The 15,062-nt window shown below is 65.5% G+C and carries 15 protein-coding genes and 1 pseudogene; 6 read left to right on the top strand and 10 right to left on the bottom strand.

The features are described from left to right. The first annotated feature begins 35 nt into the window (after positions 1 to 35). A complete protein-coding gene (locus ACSQ2B_RS25700; protein ID WP_436054255.1) occupies positions 36 to 710 on the top strand; it encodes an OmpA family protein in 675 nt (224 codons plus the stop codon). 259 nt (positions 711 to 969) lie between these two features. On the opposite strand, the gene ACSQ2B_RS25695 is transcribed toward ACSQ2B_RS25700, so the two are convergent. From ACSQ2B_RS25695 to ACSQ2B_RS25660, 8 genes are all read right to left on the bottom strand, one after another. Further along, positions 970 to 1,419: a response regulator gene (locus tag ACSQ2B_RS25695; RefSeq protein ID WP_436054254.1), complete on the bottom strand. Its 450-nt coding sequence runs from the start codon at positions 1,417 to 1,419 to the stop codon at positions 970 to 972. A gap of 1,301 nt (positions 1,420 to 2,720) precedes the next feature. Beyond that, positions 2,721 to 3,143 (bottom strand): helix-turn-helix domain-containing protein, encoded by a 423-nt coding sequence (locus tag ACSQ2B_RS25690; RefSeq protein WP_436054253.1) that lies wholly within the window; start codon positions 3,141 to 3,143, stop codon positions 2,721 to 2,723. A gap of 420 nt (positions 3,144 to 3,563) precedes the next feature. Next, a complete protein-coding gene (locus ACSQ2B_RS25685) occupies positions 3,564 to 4,046 on the bottom strand; it encodes a Csu type fimbrial protein (protein ID WP_436054252.1) in 483 nt (160 codons plus the stop codon). A 437-nt stretch (positions 4,047 to 4,483) separates the two neighbouring features. Continuing rightward, complete coding sequence (locus ACSQ2B_RS25680; RefSeq protein ID WP_436054251.1) at positions 4,484 to 4,927, bottom strand: spore coat protein U domain-containing protein; 444 nt, start codon at positions 4,925 to 4,927, stop codon at positions 4,484 to 4,486. 59 nt (positions 4,928 to 4,986) lie between these two features. Further along, complete coding sequence (locus tag ACSQ2B_RS25675) at positions 4,987 to 7,344, bottom strand: fimbria/pilus outer membrane usher protein (protein ID WP_436054250.1); 2,358 nt, start codon at positions 7,342 to 7,344, stop codon at positions 4,987 to 4,989. After that, complete coding sequence (locus ACSQ2B_RS25670) at positions 7,328 to 8,047, bottom strand: fimbrial biogenesis chaperone (RefSeq protein ID WP_436054249.1); 720 nt, start codon at positions 8,045 to 8,047, stop codon at positions 7,328 to 7,330. The genes ACSQ2B_RS25675 and ACSQ2B_RS25670 overlap by 17 nt, the downstream gene beginning before the upstream one ends. Before the next feature lie 27 nt (positions 8,048 to 8,074). Beyond that, positions 8,075 to 8,557 carry a Csu type fimbrial protein gene (locus ACSQ2B_RS25665; RefSeq protein WP_436054248.1) on the bottom strand — a complete coding sequence of 161 codons (483 nt, stop codon included), beginning with the start codon at positions 8,555 to 8,557 and terminating at the stop codon, positions 8,075 to 8,077. Between the two features lie 558 nt (positions 8,558 to 9,115). Continuing rightward, positions 9,116 to 9,373: an Hpt domain-containing protein gene (locus ACSQ2B_RS25660; RefSeq protein WP_436054247.1), complete on the bottom strand. Its 258-nt coding sequence runs from the start codon at positions 9,371 to 9,373 to the stop codon at positions 9,116 to 9,118. A 183-nt stretch (positions 9,374 to 9,556) separates the two neighbouring features. Here ACSQ2B_RS25660 and ACSQ2B_RS25655 point away from each other — a divergent pair, with 183 nt between their 5' ends. From ACSQ2B_RS25655 to ACSQ2B_RS25635, 5 genes and pseudogenes are all read left to right on the top strand, one after another. Then, entirely contained in the window at positions 9,557 to 9,682 is a 126-nt protein-coding gene (locus tag ACSQ2B_RS25655) for a hypothetical protein (RefSeq protein ID WP_436054246.1), read from the top strand. Between the two features lie 311 nt (positions 9,683 to 9,993). Next, positions 9,994 to 10,245 carry a type II toxin-antitoxin system Phd/YefM family antitoxin gene (locus tag ACSQ2B_RS25650; RefSeq protein WP_436054245.1) on the top strand — a complete coding sequence of 84 codons (252 nt, stop codon included), beginning with the start codon at positions 9,994 to 9,996 and terminating at the stop codon, positions 10,243 to 10,245. Beyond that, positions 10,242 to 10,667, top strand: coding sequence for a type II toxin-antitoxin system VapC family toxin (locus ACSQ2B_RS25645; protein WP_436054244.1), 426 nt, complete (start codon positions 10,242 to 10,244; stop codon positions 10,665 to 10,667). The genes ACSQ2B_RS25650 and ACSQ2B_RS25645 overlap by 4 nt, the downstream gene beginning before the upstream one ends. A gap of 1,110 nt (positions 10,668 to 11,777) precedes the next feature. After that, the gene (locus ACSQ2B_RS25640; protein WP_436054208.1) at positions 11,778 to 12,881 is read left to right on the top strand and encodes an IS1595 family transposase; all 1,104 of its coding nucleotides are present in this window, start codon (positions 11,778 to 11,780) and stop codon (positions 12,879 to 12,881) included. Positions 12,882 to 12,951: 70 nt separating this feature from the next. Beyond that, positions 12,952 to 13,589: pseudogene (locus ACSQ2B_RS25635) on the top strand (IS5 family transposase); the annotation flags it as partial. On the opposite strand, the gene ACSQ2B_RS25630 reads toward ACSQ2B_RS25635, so the two are convergent. Beyond that, the gene (locus tag ACSQ2B_RS25630) at positions 13,586 to 14,494 is read right to left on the bottom strand and encodes a LysR family transcriptional regulator (protein WP_436054243.1); all 909 of its coding nucleotides are present in this window, start codon (positions 14,492 to 14,494) and stop codon (positions 13,586 to 13,588) included. The pseudogene ACSQ2B_RS25635 and the gene ACSQ2B_RS25630 sit on opposite strands and share 4 nt — an antisense overlap. 133 nt (positions 14,495 to 14,627) lie before the next feature. Beyond that, positions 14,628 to 14,987, bottom strand: coding sequence for a cyclophilin-like fold protein (locus tag ACSQ2B_RS25625; protein ID WP_436054242.1), 360 nt, complete (start codon positions 14,985 to 14,987; stop codon positions 14,628 to 14,630). Positions 14,988 to 15,062 lie beyond the last annotated feature (75 nt).

The raw sequence follows: 15,062 nt of genomic DNA, 5'->3' as shown, positions 1-15,062 counted from the left end.
AGGTCGGAGGACCTGCGGCTTATCAGGGAGGTTCAATGTTTCGATTCCGCTGGAGCGTTGCGGTCGCCGCGGTTGGCGCGCAGTTCGCCGCCGCCTGCACGACGACAGACCCCCACACGGGTCAGGTGGTGCGCAGTAACACCCGATCGGGGGTGTTGGCCGGCGCTGCGGGCGGGGCCCTGCTTGGGTACCTGACCAATACCAACAATGGCGAGCAGGGCCGCAAGAATGCGCTTATCGGCGCCGGCGTGGGGGCGCTCGCGGGCGGAGCGGTCGGAACCTATATGGATCGGCAGCAAGCGCAGCTTCGCGCGCAGCTCGCAGGCTCAGGCGTGGACGTGCAGCGCCATGGCGACAACATCGTGCTCAACATGCCGTCGGACGTCACCTTCGGCGTCGACAAGGCGGACATCCAAAGCCGCTTTCACCCGCCGCTGGACGCAGTTGCAAATACCCTCAGGCAATATCCCCAGACGACCATCGACATCGTCGGTCACGCCGACTCCACGGGGGCGGACGACTACAATCGGGCGCTATCCGAGCGCCGGGCGGCCTCCGTGGCCAGCCACCTCGTGAGCCAGGGTGTCCTGCGCGATCGCCTGTTCGTCGCCGGTCGGGGGGAGGCCCAACCGATCGCCTCCAACGACCTGGAGGAGGGCCGCGCCCGCAATCGGCGCGTCGAGGTGGTGGTTCGACCGTTTACGGGGTGAAAGACGGGGGAGACCTGTGGGCGCCATCATCGGGCTCTGCTCGCCAGCGACTGATCGTGCTCGGATTGGCTGCCAACGGGCGGGGCTGGCGGCTTCTCCCCCTGTCCCTGCTGTCCGGAGCCGCGCGTCAGGCCCGCTTCGTTTCTCAAAACTGTCCTCAATTGGCGCGTTCCAAAACACTACCCGTTCGACGGGATTCGAGAACAAAGGTAGCTAGTCGAGGTGATGCGAGAAGCCTCTGGCGTCCCCTTGGCTCTGGTCAACCTGGAGCGGATAGGTCGGCCGAGGAGACGTTGTCGAACACCTCCAAGCGCGAGGGTCCCGGCCGCGACTCGTCGCCATGCACATGACGGAAGAGGTAGTCGACCGCCTTGAGCATGTCCGGGGCGCTGTACGGCTTGGCGAACGAAGCGATCGCCACCGCCCTTTCCAGCCTCGCTCGATCCGCTTGCCCGCTGATGAACAACACGGGGACGCCGAACGCCTTCAGATCGCGCGCGAGCGCAACGCCATCATCGCCATTGGCGAGGTCGATGTTCACCAGGGCCAAGTCCGGCTTGACCTCGCGCGCAAAGCTCAGCGCCTCCTCGTGCCGCACGGCCAGTTCGAGGACGCGATAGCCGCCGTCTTCAAGCTCGTCTTTGAGCCCCATCGCCAGCAGGATCTGATCCTCCACGATCAGGAGGATCTTGGGCGACGCCGCAAGCATAAGAGCATCTCCTTCCAATATGAACGGCTACGGCTGAAATGGGCCTGTCGATCTGCGTCCAGGGCCCCAATTCAAAGGGCCCACTGGGGAGGAAATTCCCAGTGGGCTATGAGACAGCTCGACTGTGGGGGTGCGATCGAGCCGCTCCGCTTCATCTGAACGAGCAGTGTTACCTTAGGTTGCGTCGCGCAGCGCCCAAGTGCAGCAGGTGGTCACGGACTTCGGCATATCGCGCCCTGCTACGAGACGACGATCAGCGCCGTTGGCCAAATCACACCGTTTCGATCCAAGCTGAACACCAGTCGGTCTTCCTGGCGAACGTCGACGGCGAGGCGATGGGCGGACTCTGCGAGAGCCCTCTCGGCCAGCGCCGTCAATCGCCCTACGTCGCTCGCGACTTCCATCATGAGTAAAGGCGTTGAGGAATCGGCGCTGTGAATGAACAAGCTGAATGTCGGCATGGCGCACCCGGTCCGGAAGAGGCGGGAGCTGACTGAACGCGGCCCTCAGTCGCCGGAGCCCAAAGGTCTTTACCGACGATACTGGAGCTTACGTCGGATTGCTGACACAGGCGAGTACGCATTCTACCTGGGTCACCAGAACTAACGAACGGCCCGTTTTTGTCGCATAAGCCGACAAAACATGAACGTGGGGGCCGATTTCTGGCGTGAAGCTTGCGACGGTGCGCGACTCCAGCCGATCAGCCACCCGCCGGCGGCGATGTTCGCGCACCGCCGCCAACTGCGCGCGCGAGTTCGCTGACCAGCGTTCCGCTATGAATCCGGGTAATTCCGTCATTGGCGAGCAATGTGAGCACGGCCGTCTGTTCGCGAGCACGGGTAGATGATTGCGAGCACGGTGGCGGATAATGTGAGTACGGAGCCCGCGCCGTTGGCAGCTATTCCGAGCAGGAAGCGCCGCTGTTTGCGAGCTCAATGGCAGGTCAGCCGATCTTCTTCCCGTCTGGCGCACAGGCATTCGGCGACATTGGGTGCATGCTGCCGACATATCGCCCCGTCGGGGACATCGGCCGGACCCCAATCTAAGGACTTTTTGAGCGGCTCTCATGCCTCGCCAGCTCTTCAGCTTGGCGCGCGAGGTTCCGCCATTCGGCAGCGACCTGTAGCAGTGCTTCGTGCTCCTGCTCGCCTATAGCCGCCTGGGCCAAGCGCTCAGCGTTTTCGGCTCGTGCGAGGTAGTTCGTGACCCGCTCCATCCCTCGAGTATTGTCGGCTAGCCGACGCGAGTACAGCCGCGTCGTCCACCCTTCGGACGCGCCTTCGGGGTAACGGGAACCGCGCCTAAGCGAAGATGGCAGCGGCTGACGCCTTAGCCGGTTCCGTCTTTGTGCTTTGCAGGAGGTCGACGAGCAGCCGCCGCGCCTCCGGCGTCATCGCCTCATAGCGCTTCAATAGGTCGACGGCGCCGGGCAGGATCATCAGCTTCAGGAACTCGAAATCCGCAGGCGCCACCTCGGGTTGTTCCAGCGCGCCGGTCAGGTCGGCTACCCGGCATTCGAGCGCCTGAGCGATCTGCACCAAGCGAGAGAAGGAGACGCGGTTGGCGCCGTTCTCGTACTTTTGCACCTGCTGGAACGAGATTCCGCAAGCGCTGGCCAGCTCTCCTTGCGTCAGGTTCATCGAACGCCGGCGCAGGCGAATGGCGTTGCCAAGCGCACGATCCAGGTCGTCGGCCGCCCGGGCGTCGGAAGCTACATTAGGCATGGCTCAGCTTGTGGGTAGATATCGCGGGCAGACGCAAGACTTTGAAGGTGCGCTAAATCGGCGCAGGGCGGGGATGCGCCAGATTCTGTGAGTTTTCGGAATCGTTGCGAAACCCAAGCGCTGACATCCCATATCTTTTTCGATGCCGCGTTTCGGAGATACTTAGACGGAAGGGTCGCGTGATCAATTGTCGCGCGATTGAAATTGCCTGCGGTATTAACGAGATGCCGAAGAAACTGGCGCTTTGAGGGAATGTGTCGATTAACAACTTTAGCGTTATTGGCGCGCAATTTCGTCTGGCGAGCGCCTACAGCTATGGCCTGCCCAAACATCATCGGGGATTCACTTCGAGTTGCCCTGCCACCAGCGCCGCCAGGACAGGCTTATGTCGCATCAAGGTCTCCTTCGGTGTCGTCCGCCTCAATAGGTGAGGGTGACCATAATTGTGTCCGTGTAGGGCGCGCCATTGCCGGAGAGGAGGGTTTGACCGGCCTTCACCTGTCCGTAGACCGTCAGGCTTTGCTCGACCGCTGTTCCGGCGCCGGAAACTAGGCCGGCGCCTGCGTCGCCCCAGCGGATGGTGCGACCGCTCTCCTTGTAGAGGTCGTAGGCCAGGGCGTTGCTGCCGCTTACCAGATTGCGCTGGGCCGCTACACTGTGCAGGCCGTCGCCCAGGCCCACGGTATAGCCGCCGCCGTCGGTACAGGTCACGCTGACCATGGCTGATCCCGCAGTGGCCCCGCTAGGCGCCACTTCGCCGAACGCCAGCGGAGCGGAGTTCATGGCGCAGACGGTGGACACGCTGGCGCTGGCGGCGATGCTAGACGTCTCTGTCGCCGCCGAGGCGGTTTGGGTTGCCGCCACGCCGAGGACGGCGGTCGCAAGGAGAAGCGCGAATTTCATTCAATAGACCTTTGAGTATAATCGGACTTTAGCGCCCAAAATACTTACGATATTGGATGATTGGGACGAACGGGCCGTCCGCGGTCCTGCATTCCAGGCAGCGGAATGTGCCCCACGCCCTCAATGGTTGAAATTCCGGACGACTACCTCCGGACTATTACGGGGCCGAGGATGCGCCTGGCCCGCCCGAGCTCCGCAGGTGAGGGTGAGTCCAGATGCGTACGTTCGCTCGCCGCCGCTTTGGGAGGCGAGGACGACACGTCATGCACTGTCCTTAGGAGGCGCAGGTGGGGTGATCCGGCCGCCGGCCGAGATCGAACGGTCAACGCCTCCACCCGGCTAGGCGCTCAGTCGAGCCGGCTAGCGCTGGCCGCGTGATCGTGGCCTAGGCGCTTGGCGCTGCGCAATTTGCAGGATCGGCATGGCCGAAGCCGAACTCAGTAGTCCAGGACGACGCCGATCTGAGCGGTGTAGGCGCCCACCATGGCTCCGGACTGCCGCGCCAGGATGCGCCCGTAGACGGTGACCGTTTCCTGGAAGGAGCCGGCGAGGCTGGCGGTCCCGGCGATGGATTTGGCGCCGCCGCTGCTGCCGTCTCCCCAAAGGGTTGTTCTCGAAGGATCCAGAAACAGCTGATAGCGCAGACTGTGTGTCCCGTCGGTGAGTTCGCGGTCGGAGGGGGCGCCTGGTCCGGTCAAGCTGATCGATCCGTTGATGGGGTCAGGATCGCTGCTGGAACTGGTGCAGGTCACGGTGATCGTCGCGGTGGAGTCCGTCGGCGCGTCCTCGTAGGGCACGTATTGGCCGAACACGAGCGACGTGGCGGAGAGGGCGCAAATTGCGCTGGCGGCGGCTAAACCCGGCGCAGCGGCCAGCGCCATCGACAGCCCCAGAACCGTCAGCCAGGCAAGTCGAACACACTTTGACCGGCGGTGAAGCGTCACTGGCACACCAGCGGGCCAATGAGCGGAATATCCCCCTTCACCGGCTTGTAGTCGAAGGCCACGCCACAGGTCGTTCCGTCCGGCAAAACCACCGTCATGCGGTTCTTCGGCTTCAGGCCGGTCACATAGGCCGCGCCGTCATAGCCCACCGGCTCGGGTTGCGCGCCATCGACCCTGGCGACCGAGCCCAGGGGCAACGGATGACCCGCGCGGTCCTGCAGCGTCAAGAGGGCCGCGGCCACCTTTCGTACGCGGAAATCGACCATCACGCCGGATCGGTCGGCAGGACGCACCAGCACGGAGGTTCGTCCGACCTCAATGTCTGGAGACAGTCGGGTGACGTCGACCGCGAGCCGATTGTTCTGGTAGGAGAGCAGCGAAGGAACCAGGAGCTTCCCGTGAGCACCGGTCCTGCCCACAGGCCGGTTCGCGTACAGCACAGGTACGCCCGCGATGTCGCCGGTGCTGACCACGGCGAAGCTGTCGTGAATCTGATCGCTGGCGAACAGGCCGCCGCCGGCCAGGACAAGCGCGCCCCTGACGCCGGCGCGGCCGGCGACCTGTCCGGCGGACCGGTCAAGGCCGGCCGACAGGCGACCCCAGCCGCTGAGCAATTCTCCCTCCGCCAGGAGGCGGGCGACAGCGCCTTGCGAGGCCTGCAGCCGGTAACCGTAGTCGCCAGGTTTCTGGGCGGACCTGGCGACGTTCGCCGATAATCTGGAACGCCCGCCCTGCTGCGAAGCCTCGAGCGACCCATAGGTCGAGCCGCCGAACGGGAAGCTGACGCCGACGCCCACGCCGAAGGCGCGACTGTCGCGAAGATCCTTGAAGCCGGTGGCATAGACGGACGCGCGGTGGGCGATCGATACGCTGTAACTCGCGGTGACCAGTTCCGCCCGTCTATCGATGCTCCCGCTGATGTCGGGCTGCCCCCGCGGAAACCTCGCCGGCCGGGTTCGCGAGGTTCGGCGGCTATAGGCGAGGCCGATGTTTCCCCACGCTCCGACCTGATACCCAAGGTTCGCGTCCAGCGTCGACTTCGGCGTCGGAGACCCATTTTCAGCGGCGATGTCCTGGTAACCTGAAGTGGAAAACCCGCCGCTGACGCTGAAGCTGGCGCGTCGTGAAACCCGTTGCACGCTCGCCCAGCCCATGGCGCCGCCCGGCCTTGCGGAGCCGGGTTTTCCGCCGACACTGCCTGCCATCGCCAGATTGACCACGCCGAGCGTTCCGATCAGCGAGGTGACGCCCCCGCCGAGCAGCGCCAATTCGCCGGTGGCCTCGCCATGGCCTTCCAGCGTCAGCCAGTCGGTCAGGCCGTAGCGGGCCGATCCGTTCGCGGCCCAGCCCGAATACCGATCACCGGCCTGGCCGAAGTTTCGCCGCACGCCGCCGGCTTCGACGGAATAGCTGCCCAGCCCTCGGGCCAGAAGCGCGGTGCTGGCGTAGAAGGGCAGGCTGATGAGGGTTTCCCGGCCGAGCACGTCCACGACCGTGACCGCCACCTCGCCCGCGCCGGTCACCACGGGGAGCGTCCGCACGTTGAAGGGACCGGCCTGCACGGACCGGCTAAGCTGGCGAACCCCGTTCACCAAGACGTTGACGGTTGAGGGCACCGCGGCGGTAGAGCTGATCTGCGGCAGGGGATAGGTGACCAGGTCAGGGCGCAGGCCGAAGTCGCTGGCGACCTGGGCGCCGCCGAGCCGCACGGCCCGCGTCCACGACAGGGCTCCCGATACGACGTCCCCGACGCGCCACCGGCGCAGCTTGTCAGATTGGGTGTTCGTGTAGGTGGTCTCGAGGCGCACGAAGCGCTTCTCGCCGACGTTCGGCGCGACGTTGACGAAACCGGTGCTTTGCAGCAGTCCGTACGGACTGAAGGCGCGGCCGTCGAGCAGCGCACCGCCAGTGGCCCGCGCCCGGCTGAACGTTCCGACGACGTCGTAGTTGAGCACCGCGCCGTAGTCAGGGCGCGACAGCGGCGCCAGCGGTGTGGCCGTTCGGCCGTGAAGCTCGGTGGGCTGCAGGGCGGAATCGCCGGCCACCACCACGAGCGTCTGCTGCGCCTCGTTCACCAGCGCGCGGACGTTGGGCAGGGAACTGAGCGGGATCGGCTCGCTGCCCGCCGGGACGTCCTGTGGGACAACGAAGCCAAGCTCACGCAATTCCGAGGGTCTGGCGTAAAGCGCGCCATCGCGGTCGGTGAACTCGCCGACCCGGCCCGTCGCGCGGCCGTTCATCACCACCTCCAGGACCAGGGTGCGCTCGGCTCCCGACGCCGCGTCTGCCGCCAGCAGGGCTGCGAGCAGGGCGACAGCGCCCAGGCCGACCTTCGGTTCAAGGCGCCAGCGCAAGCGTTTGCTCGCTCTTGCCGTTGCGGGTGGTGACGTTGAGGCGCAGCGCGCCCGCCGGCACGCGGCCGCCATCGACGACCCAATGGCGCTCGGCGCCGGCCAGGACGTACGGATTCTTGCCGCGAGCCACCGCGGACCGGCGACTGCCGTCGGCCAGAGTCACCGCGATCGCCTGCACGGCGTCGTAGCCCCGTCCCGCATTGGTCGCCGACAGTACGATTTCCCCGCCGGGCGCGTGATCGACCCGCCACTGGAGCCCGTTGGGGCTCGGCGCCGCCCCCGCGACGATGACCGGCAGCGAGGCGCGCATCGCGATGATGATCTGCTGATCACGCGGGTTTGCGGCCGGGACTTCATCCAGCAGCAGCCGGTAGCTGCGCTCGCCCGCGCCCGCGGTCCCGCCGCGCGACAACAGCCTCAGGGTCTGGGACCCGCCGGCGGGAACCGTGAAGATCGGCGGCGACAGGATGAGGTCGCGGGTGGGCGTCAGGACGTCCTCGTCCCCGGCCTGCGCCCAGGCATAGGCGCGGACCTGAACCGCGGCGGGCGTGTTGCCGCGGTTCCTGACCTCGATCGTCGTTGCGCTTTGACCGTCAGCGAGGCTGATGGTGACCGGCGAGATCTCCAGAACGGCCGCCTGGGCCGTCCCGGAGAGCAGGCATCCCACGGACGTCAGCGCCGCCAGGACAGGCATAAGTCGCATCACGCGTCTCCTTCGGCGCCGTTAGTCTCAATAGGTGAGGGTGACCAGAACCGTGTCCGTGTAGGGGGTGCCATTACCGGCCACGAGCGTCTGACCGGTCGTGACCTGTCCGTACACCGTCAGGCTTTGCTCCACCGCCGTTCCAACACCGGAAACCAGGCCGGCGCCAGCGTCGCCCCAGCGGGTGGTGCGACCGGTTTCCTTGAAGAGGTCATAGGCTAGAATATTGGAGCCGCTTTGCAGATTGCGCTGGGCCGCCACATTGTGCGTGCCGTCGCCCAGGCCGACGGTGTAGGCGCCGCCGCCGGTGCAGGTCACGTCGACCGTGGCCGTACCGTTAGTGGCCCCGGTGAGCGCCACTTCGCCGAACGCCAAGGCAGTGGATTCCATGGTGCAGACGGTGGACACCTCGGCGCTTGCGCTGATGTTGGATGTCTCTGTCGCCGCCGAGGCGGCTTGGGCGGCCGCCACGCCAAGGACGGCGGTCGCAAGCAGAAGAGCGATTTTCATTGGATAACCCCTTTTTGTAGGCATGATGACGTCGCGTTTCAAATACTGAAGCTGACTGATAAAGTGCCGCCAACGCCCGCCTTTGGATCCCGCCACTACCGAACAATATGCCCTTATAGGTTGTTTTTAGGGTAAAGCATTATTTAAGTAGAATTGATGTTGCGGCATTTTTACTCGCGGCGACCAGATTGAGATCTGCAATAACTGCCTAGCTTCCCGGAAGCCGGCCAGGGTGGTTCGCGGAATCCTCAACCTTTACGCGAGGGTGGATTGCCGAGATAAGCCATTTCGGGTGGTGACGCTCATAGCTGTCAGCCCGATCTGCCCACGCTCCGACAATGAGGCCAGACGTTGATGGAAGGCCCGCGGCTGGCCGGGCAGGCGCAAGTTCGACACGCGAGGGATCCGGAAGGTGGAAGGTCGAAGCGGCCCTATCGGCCCTCACGTTCGACATCATTCATGCGGTGAACGATTTCAGTACGGGGAAGCCGACCAGGGCAGGCTGACGCTTCTGGGCGCGCCGCGTCAGGCGCGCCCGCACCCGTCGGCGGCGAACAGCTAGGCGGCTAGGAGACCGCTGAGCCGCTCCGTCCAAGGATGGAGTACGCTGGCGGTGTCCTGCGCGGCCGCTCGCATGCGCACCAGGTCGGTGGCGAACGGCTGGCCGTCCCGACAGGACGCTTCGAGGCGTCTCGCCGCCTCGCCCAGGGTCAACAGGCCCAGCGTGCCGGCGGTGCCCGCGACCTTGTGCGCGTCTTCCAGCAACGCGCTCCGCTGCTCGTCGAGGAAACGCTGCGCCAGCTGTTCCTGGAACATGCGAACCAGCCTGAGCGTCGTCGCCGGGCCATCGAGCCCTCAAAGGTCTCCCGGGCCTGCCGCTCCTCGTCGCGACGCTCGCAGGACGCGGTCTGGACCGGGGTCGCAGTGACCCCCTCGAAGACCCGCGCCAGCGCGCGCTCCAGGTCCTGCGGCGCGAGCGGCTTGAGGAGATGGCCGTCCATGCCCGTGGCCAGGCAGTTCTCCACCAAGCCCGCCGAGATCCGCCAACTGCTCCGCGGCGAGCTCGATCCGGGTCGAGCTCGGGAGCTGATGGACGAAATGCGCGCCGCCGGCCTGCCGACCTGATCCGTCTCAAATATCGTGCGTCGGATTGGGATGAATGCGCGTCCATCTCACAGAGCGTGCGCTGAGTCTTAAATAGCGTGCGTCCAGCACGCCCCACAGTCTCAGCTAACGTGCGTCGAAAATGGGTGATGATTGCGCGTCGGGGCGGTCATCATTGCGCGCCGCTACAACTAGGCCGAGGCTCTCTCCGTCGCCGCGTCGCTCGTGTCGAGTTTCTGGTGGAGGCGGTCGCCGAGGCCGTAGCCTCAGCCGAGGCTAGACACGGCCCCAGAAAATGACCATATCTATGGTCGTATTTCTGGGGTTACACCATGACCACCTACAGCGTGGCGGACGCCAAAACCGGTCTTCCGAGCTTGATCGACAAGGCTTTGGAAGGGGAGGAGGTCGTCATCACCCGGCACGGCAAGCCCGTCGCGGAGCTGAGACCGATGGCGCCCGTTGCTCGAACCGCTGCACCGGCCTCCTACAACTGGCTACGCGCGCGCCGCCAGGGCCGCAAAGGCGTCGGCCTCACCTCTGTCGATCTCCTCAATCAGCTCTATGACGAGCCGACTGGGTGAGCGCCTATTTGGACGCGAGCGCTATTTTGCCGACTCTGGTCGAGGAGGCGGGCAGCAGCGCGGTCGACGATTTCATTGCGTCGGCCAGCGACGCACTGGTGATCAGCGAGTTCGCGGCCGCAGAAGTGGCGTCGGCATTGTCGCGCCTGGTCCGGATGGGGCTGCTGGAGCGGGATGACGCCATGGCCCGGCTGGCCGATTTCGACGCTTGGCGGGCCGTGGCGAGCGACGACGTCGACCTGCAAGCCTCCGACGTCCGGCTCGCCAGCATCTTCGTCAAACGGTTCGAGCTGATGCTGCGCGCGCCGGACGCTTTGCACGCCGCCGTCTGCCGCCGGGGCGACCACCTGCTTGTCACGATGGACCGACGACTGGCCCTGGCCGCCGAGGAACTCGGCGTGCGCGTTCGGTTACTTAGCTAAGAGCGATCCTCTAAATCATTGAACAATCACATCAATTTCGCATAAGATATATTGTGCGCCAAATTCCTGTAGCCGGGTGGATTCCATTTCCAAGTGCGACCTGCCAAGCTTTTCAGCGGGTCGTTCTTGAGGTCGGAGGCGACACCGCGAACGTCCGGTCCCTCCCCGCGATCCTCTCTCTGTCGCGCTGGTGGCGCAACTTACCCGCCCGCGACCAGATATCTGCTCGGCTGGCCGGAAGCCCCGCCCTTTCATACGCCGCAAGCAAGGATCCAAACCGGGCGACATAGACCCCAGCCGTAGGAAGTAAGGGGTCGTGGTCAATTAAGGCTGCGGTGGCTCGCCCGTGCATTGCAGATAGACGCTGAAGGCCATTCAACAGATCCTCATCATTGAATTTTGTGGGGATCGAGGGCCACCGTGGTCTCCGTCGAGGCTTACTGAATGACGCCCGCTCCAAGCCGCGAACTCGGCCAGCGCGCTGCAATTCCGTCAGGCTGTGCGGTAGACCGGCAAGCCGGTAGGCTTCGGTCAGCCTCCCAAACCTCCTTTGCAGGACAGAGACAGCGGGCAAGCTCCAGTCGCGGTTTATGAGGCGCTCGCTGAGGTAACCGTGCCGCGCGAACGCCTCTCGCAGCAGAGCGAGCAGCTCACGTCTGGTCGCTGGCTTAGGTCTGCCCCTGCGCCACCGGATCTTTGAATTGAAGCCGATCAGATCATAGGCGCGCCCTACGCTTCCAAACCGCTTCCGATAGGTCGCCGAGTGGGGCGTGTAGGGACACTCGTCGATGATCCGCTCGTTCAGATGCCCCTCGGTACGGAGTAGCCGCCGAAGATCCCGGAGCATTGCTGCTCGCGGTATCCGGTGGCGCGGGGGATCGGATAGCCTCAGTTGGGCGGCCTCAAAGGTCGCTCGGCTGATGATGGGATCGATGACACGGACGCGAACCCAATCCTCAGGCGGGTTCCGGCGCGCGCCCCGCCTGATACGGCCAGAACTAACGAACGGCCCATTATTGTCGCAGGCCCTTATCAACCAAAGACAGCGATTCCTTGCTGGATAAGGCGAAGCAGGCGATTCTGAAGTCGGCGACGTTTGGGGGTAGGCCGATGTCGGAACAGGTCCGGGAATTTCTCGCGCAGATTGAAACGGTGGACGACATGGTGGCGGCGTTCGCGGACGAAAACCGCTGTCGCCGGCTGCTGGAGGCGATGGTCTGGTCGCGCGGTCGGGTCTGTCCGGCCTGCGGCTACAAGAAGTCGATCGCCATAGCGGATCGCGAGATGGGGCCCTTCCGAGCCCGGCCTGGTCTGTATCAGTGCTCGAACGGGGCCTGCCGCTTCCAGTTCACCGTCACCACGCGCACGCCGCTGCACGCCACCAAACTGCCGCTGAGCGTCTGGCTGAAGGGTCTGTGGTTCATCCTGCAGTCCGACAAGGGCGTGTCCTCGCCGCGGCTGGCCGAGGCGCTGGGCGTCAGCCAGCCGACCGCCTGGCGCATGGGCCACGCGCTTCGGCTTTTGGTGGCGGCGGCCGATCCGATGGAAGGCGTCCTCGAGGTGGACGGCTTCTACTTCGGCGGCCGTCGCCCACGCGATCCGGACCGGCCGCATTCGGGCCGCGGCGGCAAGGGGTTGCCGCGAACCAGCAAGACCCCCGCCTTGGCCATGGTCGAACGGCCGCAAAGCCGCGAGCCCGGAGCACCGGCCGGCCGCGCCGGGGCGGCCGTTATTGAGGACCTCTCGGCAAATGAGGCGGAGCGGGTGTTGGAGGCGGCGGCGGCCCGCGAAGACACGCACCTGATGACCGACGAGTGGAAGGCCTTCGCGCCCCTGGGCGCGGCAGGCTTCTGTGCCCACGACACCGTGCGGCACAGCGGCAGCGAGTACGCCCGCGGGATCGTCCACACCAACTCCGCCGAAGGATTCAACAACCGAGTCCGGCGCACGATCGCCGGGGTCTTCCACCACATCAGCCCCAAGCACGCCGATCTCTATTTCCACGAGATCGGTTTCCGCTGGTCTCAGCGGGTGGTCGCCGGTCAGACGGTGCGGCGGTCGCGGAAAGGCCGTGAGACGGCGCAGACGGTCTGGACCCGGGTCGCGCCCGCCCTACAACTTCCCGCTGTCCTCGCCCACGCCGTCGGCCGCCAAATGCGGCGCACCAAGGACGGCGGCATCAGCATCCAATCGTCCATCGCTGTCTTTGGTTGATAAGGGCCTTGTCGCATAGATGGACAAAATGAGAACGTGGCGACTGCGTTCTGGCTCGAAGCTTGCGGCATTGGCGCGCTCAGGGGCGCGCTGGCGCGATCTGCCGGAGCGGTTCGGCAAGCACCAGAGCGTCAAGCGCCGCTACTACCGCTGGATCGAGATGGGCGTGCTGAACCGGATCTTCGAGGCGGTGGCCGCCGAACCCGACCTGGAATGGGTGATGCTCGACGCCACCGTCATCCGCGCCCACGCCCAGGCTGCGGGCGCGCCGCAAAAAAGGGGGGACAGGACGCCCAGGCGCTTGGCCGTTCTCGCGGCGGCTTCGGAACCAAGCTCCACGTCTGCGTAGACGCGCTGGGCCCGCCGGTTCGCCTGATCCTCGGGCCCGGCCAGCAGAACGACATGGCGCCCGCCTGCGACCTGATCCACGGCGTGGCGGCCGAGAACGTCATCGCCGACAAGGCCTACGACGCCGACCGCCTCTTCCAGAAGGTCATCGATCAGGGCGGCGATCCCGTCATTCCACCGAGGCGCCACCGAAAGCGCCAGCACGCCTACGACCGAGCCCTCTACAAGGAGCGCAACCGCGTCGAGAACTTCTTCAAGCGCATCAAGCACTGCCGGCGCATCGCCACCCGCTACGACAAGCTCGCCGAAACCTTCATGGGCTTCGTCGTCCTCGCCTCCATCATGCTCTGGCTCAACTAGAGCCCAAGCGGGCGGAGCTCCCGCACGAGGTCGATGAAGAGCCGCAACGCCGCCGGCACCTGACGGCGGCTCGAGTAGTAGATGTGAAAGCCGGGCCCGAGCGGCGCCCAGTCGTCCAGAACAGTGCGAAGGACCCCTTCGAGGAGCGCTTGGCGGACCATCGGCTCGGCGACGTACATCAGCCCCGCGCCCGCTCTGACCGCCGCCAGTCCGACCAGTCCCTGATCGACGATCAGCGCGCCCGGGACCTTCACCTCCAGCTGCTCGTCGCCGCGCTCGAACTCCCATTGGTAGATCCGGTCGTCGCCGATCCGGATGCGTATGCAGCGGTGCGCCAACAGGTCGTTCGGGTGCGCGGGCGCTCCGAACCGCTCGAGGTAGGCCGGCGCGGCGACGACGAGCCAGCGGACGTCGGCGGAAAGTGGCTGGGCGATCATGTCCTCCGGCACCGTGCCGCCATAGCGGATACCGGCGTCGAACCCGCTGTCGATCACGTCGATCATGTGGTTGCTGACGGAAACTTCGATCTCGACGTCGGGATAGCGTTCAAGGAAAGTCGCCAGCACAGGTCCGACCAGATACTCGGCCGCCTCGGTCGGCACGCTCAGCCGGACCCGGCCCATGGGCGCGTCGCGGAAGCGGTTAAGCACATCGACAGCCCGGCCGATCTCCTCGAACGGCTGCAGGATCGATGTCTGCAGCGCCTCGCCGGCCGCAGTGAGGGTGACGCTGCGGCTCGTGCGGTTGAGAAGCCGGACGCCGACGCGCTCCTCGAGCCCCCTGAGCGCATGGCTCAGAGCCGAGGCGCTGACCCCGAGTTCGAGTCCCGCGCGCCGGAAATTGCGATGCTTGGCGATCTCCAGGAAGTACGAGAGGTCCGCGAAGTCTGATCGACGAAACTGCATCGGCTCACGGCTCCTTCTCTGAGAAAGCGGCGAACCTGCGCCGCGGACGTCGAGCCGCCGCATAGTTGCGCCCTTGAGCGGCGCTCAACAATCCGGCGCGGCGCGCCTCTGACGCCGCCGGCTTGGAAGCGGGTCAGTCCGTGAGCCGCTCGATCCTGGCGGTCACCGGCTCGGGCCGGCTGAGCGCCTCGACGCCGCTGTCGATCCGTCCCAGCGGGATCAGGTCATCGGAGTAGCGGAAGTCGCGATAGAACACCGCTAGATTGCCCCAGGGGGCGTAGTAGGCGATGACGCCGGCGGAAGGATCGAAGCCGGCCGGCGCGCCTTCGCGCGACAGCATTCGCGGCAGATCGCTGATCTTCTCCGTTCTGTTGTAGTCCTCCAGCGTGAGGGTGAGCGGCAGCATGGCGGCGAATTCTTGCGCCGCCATGCTCTCGTTTAAGGTCGCCGTGAGAACGGTCCCGTCCAGCGAGATGCGGATCTTGGTAGCCATGGAGAGCTCCTCCTGGCGAGCGGCGCCCGCTGCCGGCGGCGGGGCCGTAGAGCTTTGCGAGCTGGCTTCGCCCCC

The sequence above is a fragment of the Phenylobacterium sp. LjRoot225 genome, assembly GCF_964252855.1.
Classification (GTDB): domain Bacteria; phylum Pseudomonadota; class Alphaproteobacteria; order Caulobacterales; family Caulobacteraceae; genus Phenylobacterium.
Note: the sequence above shows the minus strand (reverse complement) of the source record. Positions and strands in the feature narration are given on the sequence as shown.